Origin of the sequence: uncultured Gemmiger sp. (genome assembly GCA_944388105.1) — a bacterium.
In the GTDB taxonomy this organism is placed as follows: Bacteria; Bacillota; Clostridia; order Oscillospirales; family Ruminococcaceae; genus Gemmiger.
Genome location: CALXHN010000079.1, coordinates 1 through 9,431 on the forward strand (window position 1 = coordinate 1; position 9,431 = coordinate 9,431).

6 protein-coding genes are annotated in these 9,431 nt (G+C 61.7%); 3 read left to right on the forward strand and 3 right to left on the reverse strand.

The genetic code is table 11. The annotated features are described in order from the left end of the window. The first annotated feature begins 151 nt into the window (after positions 1 to 151). Positions 152 to 466: a KilA-N domain-containing protein gene (locus Q0K17_RS08750; protein WP_294542357.1), complete on the forward strand. Its 315-nt coding sequence runs from the start codon at positions 152 to 154 to the stop codon at positions 464 to 466. 505 nt (positions 467 to 971) lie between these two features. Here the strand turns inward: Q0K17_RS08750 and Q0K17_RS08755 are convergent. Both Q0K17_RS08755 and Q0K17_RS08760 read right to left on the reverse strand, forming a co-directional pair. Beyond that, positions 972 to 1,178, reverse strand: a complete 207-nt coding sequence (locus Q0K17_RS08755) for a hypothetical protein (RefSeq protein WP_294542348.1) — start codon at positions 1,176 to 1,178, stop codon at positions 972 to 974. Positions 1,179 to 1,292: 114 nt separating this feature from the next. Next, entirely contained in the window at positions 1,293 to 4,310 is a 3,018-nt protein-coding gene (locus Q0K17_RS08760) for an AAA domain-containing protein (protein WP_294542350.1), read from the reverse strand. 243 nt (positions 4,311 to 4,553) lie between these two features. On the opposite strand from Q0K17_RS08760, the gene Q0K17_RS08765 reads away from it, so the two are divergent. Continuing rightward, complete coding sequence (locus Q0K17_RS08765; protein ID WP_294542352.1) at positions 4,554 to 6,335, forward strand: S41 family peptidase; 1,782 nt, start codon at positions 4,554 to 4,556, stop codon at positions 6,333 to 6,335. A 156-nt stretch (positions 6,336 to 6,491) separates the two neighbouring features. Next, positions 6,492 to 8,732, forward strand: coding sequence for a glycoside hydrolase family 95 protein (locus Q0K17_RS08770; RefSeq protein WP_294542353.1), 2,241 nt, complete (start codon positions 6,492 to 6,494; stop codon positions 8,730 to 8,732). Between the two features lie 62 nt (positions 8,733 to 8,794). Here the strand turns inward: Q0K17_RS08770 and Q0K17_RS08775 are convergent, their stop codons facing one another. After that, positions 8,795 to 9,268 carry a DUF2798 domain-containing protein gene (locus Q0K17_RS08775; RefSeq protein WP_294542355.1) on the reverse strand — a complete coding sequence of 158 codons (474 nt, stop codon included), beginning with the start codon at positions 9,266 to 9,268 and terminating at the stop codon, positions 8,795 to 8,797. Positions 9,269 to 9,431 lie beyond the last annotated feature (163 nt).

Consider the following 9,431-nt stretch of genomic DNA (forward strand, 5'->3'; position numbering starts at 1 on the left):
GACCGCCCCGGCGAGGTAGCCGATCCGTGGTACACCGACGATTTCGACACGACCTGGCGGGATGTGGAGGAAGGTTGTCGGGGATTGCTCCAAAAAATAATCAGCAAAGAGGTTCGGACGAGCGGACAAGCTGGTTGTCAAGGGAGCGGAAATTAGTGTACAATGGAATTCCGAGCGAGATGACTTTATCAGCTTGACTGACATCGCCAAGCTGAAGGACAGCGACAATCCTCGCTACATTATCCAAAACTGGCTGCGGAACCGGAATACGATTGAGTTCCTGGGTGTTTGGGAATCTCTATACAACCCGTCTTTTAACCGTGTCGAATTCGATGCGTTTAGGAGTCAGGCCGAGCGGCTGGCAAAGCTCAATGCCATCGCCATCAGCCAGATGGAAATCTTGATACAGGATCACCACATCGAAGCTCTGGAGGCTCATAGCGGAGAACTATCTCCTATGGAGTAAAAAATAATAGGCAGGACGCTTGCGAACGGGCGAAGGCCGTGGCATCTATAGTGTTGCGATGTTCCAAAAAGAAGCCTTGCTGGAAAGCAGGGCTTTTTTATTTGTTCAGCCTTCGGGAAAGCAGTACCCGGTGCGCCATCGGGGACGAGAACAGCTCGGGCCCGCCGCTTGCTCCGGCGAGCAAAAACGGTCCAGTGGACCGTTTTTAGAGCGCGGGTCTCTGTGGGTGCCTGATTGGTCAGAAAGGGGGCTGCGCCATCCCCTGCGGGGCGGCTTCACGCATCACCTGCGGCTCGCGTTCAGCTCGCGGGGACTGGTCACTAAAAACGTTCCGCAGGAACGGTTTCTTAACGCTCCCACTGATGACGCACACAAAAAAGTCTTATGGAATTCTGTGACTTTATCCTTTCCGGCAAAGAAAAAAGCAGCTTTACACCGTGTGTAGAGCTGCTTTTTATTGCGATAACCCAAAAAGAACGTCATTGCTGACTGGATTCTGAACCCCTCAATGGGACCAGATGTTGTTTTCCAGATCCCGCAGACGGGCTTTGTAGTCTTCCACCATCTTGTCCGCGTTTTCTACATCGGGAAAGGTGAGAAGATAGTCGTCCCCTGCGGTGTGGAATCCAACCACCCCGGCCAGACCTGCCATTTCGGCCACCTTGACCAGGGTATGAAAGTCATACTCCATGGAACTGATCAGCACATTCATGGATAAGCACTCCCTTGCAATAAATCCTTTTATAAGGGTAGCACAGAATCCCGACAAAGTGCAACGGGAAAAATGTTTCCAGATTTTGCGGTACGGTTTCCGGAGGAAAGATCCTCACCGACGGTTGAAGTACTGGATCAGGATCTCCTTGATGTAGTGGTAACGGCGGGCGTAGGTGTTGTCCACCCGGATCAGCTCAAATCCCTGTTCCCGGCAGATCTGCGCTTTCTTGCGGTCCCGCTCCTGCACCACCGGGTCTTCCCGGTGTGCCTGTCCATCCAGTTCAATGGCCAGAATGGGGTCCAGGCGGCGGCCTTCCCGCTGGTACACCACAAAGTCGAACTGGTCGGTGCAGAACAGGTCGATGGCGCCGGGATTGTTCTCAAATACCTGGGCAATGGGTACTTCCCGGCGCACCACGCAGCGGCTGCCCGCCATGAAGACGTTGTCCAGGGCGTGATTCAGATTTTCCAGAAACGCATCCTCGGTCCGGGCGCTGTAGGGTTTGATGCCCAATGCCCGGGACGCCGCCGGTTTGGGCACCACCTCCGACACGCCGCAGGTCTGCACATACCGGTACAGGTCGTACAGGTCGTCATCGGTCTGGCCGGTGTGCAGGCGTTCCAGGGCCTGGGAGCTGCACAGCAGGATCAGCTGTTCCCGGGCCCGGGAGGTGGCCACATTGATGAGCTCCTTGTTGTTTTTCAGCCACTGGTAGGTTTTGGGGCCGGTCTTGTCGGTGAGCGCCAGGGAAAACAGCACCACGTCCTTTTCGTCGCCCTGAAAGACATGCACGGTGCCGCAGCTGACGTTTTCGTAGCTGCGTTCCTTCAGCATCTCTTCGATCAGGTCGCGCTGCCGCACAAAGGGGGTGATGATGCCCACCGAAACGCCGGGATGTTCGGCCAGATACTGGTCGATGACCGCCACCTCGGCGGGAGCGGTGTTCTTTTCGCGGGTGGTGTCCTCGGGAATGTCCAGGTAGACCAGCGGCTGGGAATTCTCTCCCCGGCTGGCAATTTCCAGCTTGCCGTTGTAGTATTTCCGGTTGTTGAACCCGATGATCTTGGGATCGCAGCGGTAGTGGTAGCGCAGCAGGACCTCGTCGCTGACGGCGTCACAGGCCAGAAAACACTTGTAGATGGAATTCTGGATGTAGTCGTATTCCTCGCTCACATGGTAGCGGCGGCGCAGCAGGGCGTTGTCATGGGGGTCCAGCAGGATCACCGGCTGCAGCTGCTGGGGGTCACCCACCAGCATGAGGGATTCTCCCCGCAGGATGGGCACCAGGGACACAGCGGTGTTGCACTGGCTGGCTTCGTCCATGATGACCATGTCGAACACCGGTTCCGGGGCGCCCAGGCGCTGGGCGGAAATACAGGTGGTGGCCACAAAAGGAAAGATGCGCAGGAACTTTTTCAGATTTTCGGTTTTGGACAGGTACTGGTTGAAAGCGTTGATCCGTTCCTTCCCGTCCGCCTCACTGTACACAATGTCCAGCAAATCCTTGTTCTTCGGCTCCCCCAGCCGGCGGATGTACCGGGCGGAGGTGTAGTACAGATATTTGAGAAAACCTTCGGTGTCCTGGTCCAGCAGGGCCAGGGCGTCCCCGGTGGTCACGGTCCCCCGGCTTTTGAGCTTCGCCTCCACCTGGGGCAGCTGTCCGGCCTGCAGCTCATACTGGAAATTCAGGTGGCTGCGGGCTTCCAGCAGGCGGCGGATGGTCTCCTTCCGTTCCTGCAGGTCCAGGATCTCCTCGTACCGTTCCAGCAGTTCGGTCAGGCGTCGGGCCTGCTCGGCCCGGCGGGCATGGTTGCGGTCCAGCGTCTTTTCGTAGATGGTCAGGTTCCGGCAGGCCTCATACATCTGCCGGATGTCATCCAGGGCCTTCCCCACACAGCCGCGGTTGCCCAGCCGTACCAGGGGAAAGGGAATCTTCTGGCCCCGGTAGGTCAGATTCCGCAGCTTTTCCACCACACCGTCAATGGGGTGGTTGTTGTAGGAGGCAAACAGCACGGTGCGCTCATTGAAAAAGGCGGTGGTCATGGTGTTCACGATGGTGCTGGTTTTGCCGGTACCCGGCGGGCCCTGCACATAGGCCAGGGGATAGCGCATGGCGTTGTTGATGGCCAGCAGCTGGTCCAGATTAGCCTGGTTGTTGAGCAGTGCCAGGGGAAAGGACTTGTGCCGGCGCGGCCGGACGGTCATCTGGCCGAAAAAGGCCCGGATGGGCGGGGTGGGGCCGGTGCCGTCGGCATTTTCGAACAGATCGGTGATGCCCTTGTATTCCTGTTCCAGGTCCACCAGACAATCCCGCCCGATGGCCAGCAGATAGGGCATGTCATTGACCCGGCAGCGGTTACGGCTGGTGCAGGTGATGCGGTCCTTGATGGCCTCGGCGTTGCGGTCGAAATCTTCCAGCAGGGCATAGTCGTCCGCGTCCAGAAAGCTGTGGGCGCTGATCTTGGCCCCGTCGATGGTGAACTCCCGGCAGATGACGGCGTCCTCGGCGGCCCGCAGCCGGCGGTTGGCCACGTCCAGCAGCAGCGGCCGGTACGCCAGCACATACAACCCCTGGGGTGTGTCCACGCTGAGCAGATTCATGGCCAGCTGGCGCAGCTGCATGGGCTTGCCGTCCTTCGGGCCCTCCGGCCGGTGCTGAAACTGCCGGACAATGGCGGCAAACTGCGCATCGGTCAGGGCCATGTCCCCGGTGGCCAGCCTGTCCCCGTCCAGATACCGGATCAGGGCGTAGTCGGTCTGATAGGGGGTGTTGTCCAGCTTGTTGCACAGCGCCAGATAGTTCAGCACCCGCAGATTGGCGGCGTTGCCGAACCAGGCCTCATACCGGTGGGGATGTTTCAGGATATCCTTTACCAGGGTTTCGTTCACCGGACACCAGGACCCCTCGATCACCTCGGCCGACAGGATCCCCTCAATGCGCACCAGCAGTTCCTGCACCGTGTGCCGGCCCAGATGCAGCCCGTCCACCGTCATCTGGCCGGTGCGGGGGTTCAGCCCTTTGATGGCCAGCCAGTACCGGGTGGTCTGGCCGCTCTGGTTCCTGTATTCCACCTGCAGCCATTTTCCCTCATGGATAGCCTTGAAGATTGCCCGACAGATCCCGGTCACGGTTGCTGCCTCCTTTTCTGGATGGATCCACGGCGGGGCCGTGTTTCCTTCCATTATAGGAAATATCCCGGAATTTCACAAGGGCCGGCAGCCTGCATAAGAAGCTTTCCACACGGTTATGCAGACTGCCCATTGCCTGTGCCCGGAAAAGAGAATACACTGAAATTGCGGGAGAATTCCGGAAAAGGAAAGCCGGAACAGGCGCTCCGGCGTATACCATTCCCTGCCAAGGAGGGACCGACCATGAAAAAGACCATCCGCAAGTATCTCTGGCTGATTCTGTGCGGAGTGCTGCTGGCTGTCTGCATCGGGGTGCTGGCGGTGAAGGGAGGCGACCCCAACGCCGGGATGCTGCCCCGGGACCTGGACCGGGAATTTGAACACGGGTCCGGCTTTGTGCTGGATGACGCCACCGACTTCCAGAAAGACTCCCTGTACAAGCTGGCCAAGGTGTGGGGGTATGTGAAATACCGCCACCCCTCGGTCATTGCGGGGCAGATCAACTGGGACGCGGAACTTTTCCGGGTACTGCCCTTGGTGGTGCAGGCGGAAAGCGAGGAGGCGGTCAACGCCGTTCTGCTGGACTGGCTGAACCGGTTCCCCTTTGAGCAGGCCACCGCCGAGGCGGCCCGACCGGAACTGGAGATGCTGGCCAGTGCCCCGGGCACCCAAAACGATATGAGCTGGATCTCCGACCGGGATTTTCTGGGCGAGGAGCTGTGCACCTGGCTGGAAAACCTGTCCCACACCCACGCGGGGGACTGGACCTACGCCTATACCGCCCAGCAAGACGGCCGGGTGGATTTCTCCAACGAAGATCCCTGGCCGGACTTTGACGGCACCGACGACGGCCTGCGGCTGCTGGGGGCCTTCCGGTTCTGGAATGCCTTCGAGTATTTCTCCCCCAACGTGGACATCACCCGCATGGACTGGGACCAGGCCCTGCGCAGCGCCATCGGCGACATGCTGGCGGCACAGGACAGGACCGGCTATGAGCGGGCGCTGGGCCGCCTCACCGCCCAGACCGGCGACAACCATGTGATGCTGGAGACCCCCAACCTGAGCCTCCTGCGCTTTTACGGCAGCTATTGCCTGCCCTGCACCTTCCTTTCCATCGACGGGGAAGTGGTGGTGAAAGCAGTGCCTGCGGACTGCACCGCCCTGCAGCCCGGGGATGTGCTGCTGGCGGTGGACGGGATGACCATGGCCGACCGCATTGCCGAACTCAGTGCGTATTTCCCCCTGCCGGAACCGGACAAGTTCGTCAACGCCCTGTTCTACCCCCTGATGAGCGCGGCGGGGGAGACCTCCCGGGTCACCCTGCGGCGGGACGGGGAGGAAATGACGGTGGAGGTGCCCAACCGGGAAAGCTATTACGGCGGCCCCGCAGACAGGGAAAGCGCCCTGATAGAGGATGGGCGCATCGGCTACATTGCCCCCGGCACCCTGCAGGAGGGGGATCTGGAACAGCTGATGGACACCTTTGCCCACACCGACGGCCTGGTGGTGGACCTGCGGCAGTATCCGTCGGTGGACATCCGCTTCCTGCTGGCCGAATACCTGAACCCCGCCCCCACAGCGTTTGCCGTTCTGGAAATCCCCAGTCTGGCCGACCCGGGGCGTTTTTCCCGGATGACCTTCAGCAGCGGAGCGGGGAGCATGGCCCAGCTGGGCTTGTCCGACAGCACGGAACCCTATCCCCTGTACACCGGCAAGGTGGTGCTGCTCATGGATGAGACCAGCCAGAGTCAGGCGGAGTTCACCATCATGTCCCTGCGGCAGGCCCCCGGAGCGGTGGTGGTGGGCAGTCCCTCGGTGGGGGCGGACGGCGACGCCCTGTACATCAGCCTTCCCGGCGGATGCCGCACCCGGTTCACCACCATTGGGGTGCTGACCCCCGAAGGGGAGGAGACCCAGCGGGTGGGATTGCAGCCGGATGTGCTTTGCTATCCCACCGTGGAGGGTATCGCCGCAGGCCGGGACGAACTGCTGGAAAAGGCGGTGGAACTCATCCTGGAACGCTGAGGACAGCTGCTCTTCTTGCCCTGCAAAAAAATGTTGCAGGCCTCGTTGACAAGGGCTGTGCGACGGCTTATACTCGAATCAAAGGGACAGAACCGGTCGGGCAGGACAGGAGGCCCGACCGGTTTTTTGTGAAAATTCCACCCAAGGAGGAAGCATATGGAACTTTGGTACCGCCAGCCTGCCCGGGTCTGGGAGGAAGCCCTGCCCTGCGGCAACGGGCGTCTGGGCTGTATGGTGTTTGGGCATCCGACGGAAGAGCGGGTGCAGCTGAACGAGGAGAGCGTCTGGAGCGGTCCGCCCATGGATCGCCTGAACCCGGACAGCAAGGCCGCGCTGCCCCAGGTGCGCCGGCTGCTGCGGGAAGGCCATGTGCACCAGGCGGAACAGCTGGCCCTGCAGGCCCTGTCCGGCACGCCGGAGAATGCCCGGGCCTACCAGACCCTGGGGGACTGGTTCCTGGACTTTGCGGACCTGGAAGAACCGGTGGAACAGTATCGCCGCGCCCTGGACCTGGACCGGGGCGTGCAGACGGTGTCCTTTGTCAGCGGCGGCACCGCCTATACCCGGGAGATCTTCTGCAGTGCGCCGGACAACGTCATCGCCCTGCGGCTGAAAGCCGAAGGGGAGGGCCGGCTGCATTTCCGCTGCCGCCTCACCCGTCCGGCGGGGCTGGACAAGGTGGGCCGGGACAAGGCCGCCATCTGGATGGAGGGCAGCACCGGCAACGGTGCCGTGACCTACTGTGCCATGCTCACCGCCGCCGAATGTGACGGCCGGGTGGGGGTGACCGGAGAGTTCCTGACGGTGGAGGACGCCGCCACAGCGGTGCTCTACCTCACCGCCGCCACCGGTTTCCGCACCCCGGACCCCCGGGCTGCCTGCGCCGGGACCCTGGCCGGTGTGCGGGAAAAGGGCTTCGGGAAAGTGGAGGCCGACCACATCGCCGACTACCGGAAATTCTACGATACCATGCACCTGCACCTGGGGGACGGCAGCCGGGACGCCATCCCCACCGACGAACGCCGGCAGGCCTGTGCCGACGGGGCCTGCGACCCCGGGCTGGAAGCGCTGTACTTTGCCTACGGGCGGTATCTGCTGCTGTGTTCCAGCCGACCGGGCAGCCTGCCCGCCAACCTGCAGGGCATCTGGAACGAGGAGCTGACCCCGCCCTGGGGCGCCCGGTTCACCATCAACATCAACATCGAAATGAACTACTGGCCGGCGGGCCCCTGCGGCCTGGGCCCCTGTGAGCAGCCTCTGTTTGACCTGCTGGCCCGGTTGGACGCCGACGACACCGGCCGCCGCATGGCCCGGGAAATGTACGGCTGCCGGGGCTTTGTGGCCCACCACAACACCGATCTGTACGCCGACGCCGCGCCCCAGGACCAGTACATCCCCGCCTCCTACTGGGTCATGGGGGCCGCCTGGGCCTGCACCCACATCTGGCGGCATTATGCCTATACCCGGGACCGGGCCATGCTGGAACGGTATTATTTCATTCTGGAAGATTCCGCCCGGTTCTTTGCGGACTTCCTGGAGACTGACGAGGAAGGGTACGCGGTGACCAACCCCTCCGTCTCCCCGGAAAACACCTACATCCTGCCCGACGGCACCCACGGCTGCATGTGCATCGGTCCCACCATGGACAACCAGATCCTGCGGGACCTCTTTGACGGGTTCCTCAAGGCCAGCCGGACCCTGGGCCGGGACAATGACCTGACCCGGCAGATCGCCGGCCTGCGTGACCGGCTGCGTCCCACCCAGATCGGCCCGGACGGCCGCCTGCTGGAATGGCGCCGCCCCTGGGACGAGGCGGAACCCGGCCACCGGCACATCTCCCACCTGTATGGGCTGTACCCCGGGCAGGAGATCACCCCCGATACCCCGGACACCTTTGCCGCCGCCCGCAAGACCCTGGAGACCCGCCTTTCCTACGGCGGCGGGCACACCGGCTGGAGCCGCGCCTGGATCATCGGGCTGTGGGCCCGCCTGCGGGACGGGGAAAAGGCCCACGAGAACCTGCAGGTGCTGCTGAAGAACTCCACCTTCCCCAACCTGATGGACAGCCATCCCCGGCGGGACGGCGCCACATTCCAGATCGACGGCAACTTCGGTGCCACCGCCGCCATGGCCGAGATGCTGGTCTACAGCGCCGAGGACAAGGCAGTGCTGCTGCCCGCCCTGCCCGCCGCCTGGGCGGACGGCCGGGTGGATGGTCTGCGCCTGCGGGGCAACGCGGGGCTGTCCATGACCTGGCAGGCCGGAACCCTGCAGCAGGCCGTGCTCACGGCGGATTCCCCCCTGCATCTGACCCTGTGCTGCCGGGACAAGACCCGCACCGTGGAACTGGCCGCAGGCCAGACCCTGCGCCTGAACGGGGAACTGGAGACCCTGTAACTCCCACTGACAAACAAAAGCCCCGTACCGTGGCGGTACGGGACTTTTTGTTTGGCTTTCCCTCAGTGCTTGGCGGCGGATTCGGCCAGCTGCTTGCGGAAGATGGCGCGGAAGATCAGCCGGGTCAGGGGACCGGCGAACAGCAGCTGCCAGATCAGGGCGGTGGGCATGTTCAGCCCCCAGGTCTGCACCCAGGTGCCGAAGCTGGGCTCCTTGAACAGCAGGGTGGCGATCAGGCTCATGGTGGGGCACATGATGCAGACGATCATGGTGGAGATGGCGTAGGTGATGATCTGGGGCCGGTCGGTGGGACGCACCACCGTGAAGGCCAGCTTGGTGGCCAGCTTTTCCACGATGAAGTATTCCAGGATCATGGCGATGGGTGCCATGATGGGCAGCTCATGGAGGGCCATGAAGAAGGTGGCGTTGGACACGCCGCCGGTGCTCAGGGCCACGTTGTATACGATCATGCCGTATACCATGATGATGGCCATAATGATGGTGTACACGATGTTCTGCAGTCTGGTCTGGGGCATTGTTTTCTCCTTTTCTTGCGGTGAATCATGAATTTTTTTGGCATAAAAAAAGAAAAGCAGCGGGCAACCTTTCATCACTCGCTACTTTTCTTCACTACGACTACCAGTAATTAACTCAATTATTTTAGCATTTTTTTCCGGCTCTGTCAATCGGCGCCGAAGA

Coding starts and splice junctions, on each gene's coding strand:
- Q0K17_RS08755 (WP_294542348.1), bottom strand. CDS start 1,178: ATGAATGTGCTGATCAGTTCCATGGAGTATGACTTTCATACCCTGGTC.
- Q0K17_RS08775 (WP_294542355.1), bottom strand. CDS start 9,268: ATGCCCCAGACCAGACTGCAGAACATCGTGTACACCATCATTATGGCC.
- Q0K17_RS08770 (WP_294542353.1), top strand. CDS start 6,492: ATGGAACTTTGGTACCGCCAGCCTGCCCGGGTCTGGGAGGAAGCCCTG.
- Q0K17_RS08765 (WP_294542352.1), top strand. CDS start 4,554: ATGAAAAAGACCATCCGCAAGTATCTCTGGCTGATTCTGTGCGGAGTG.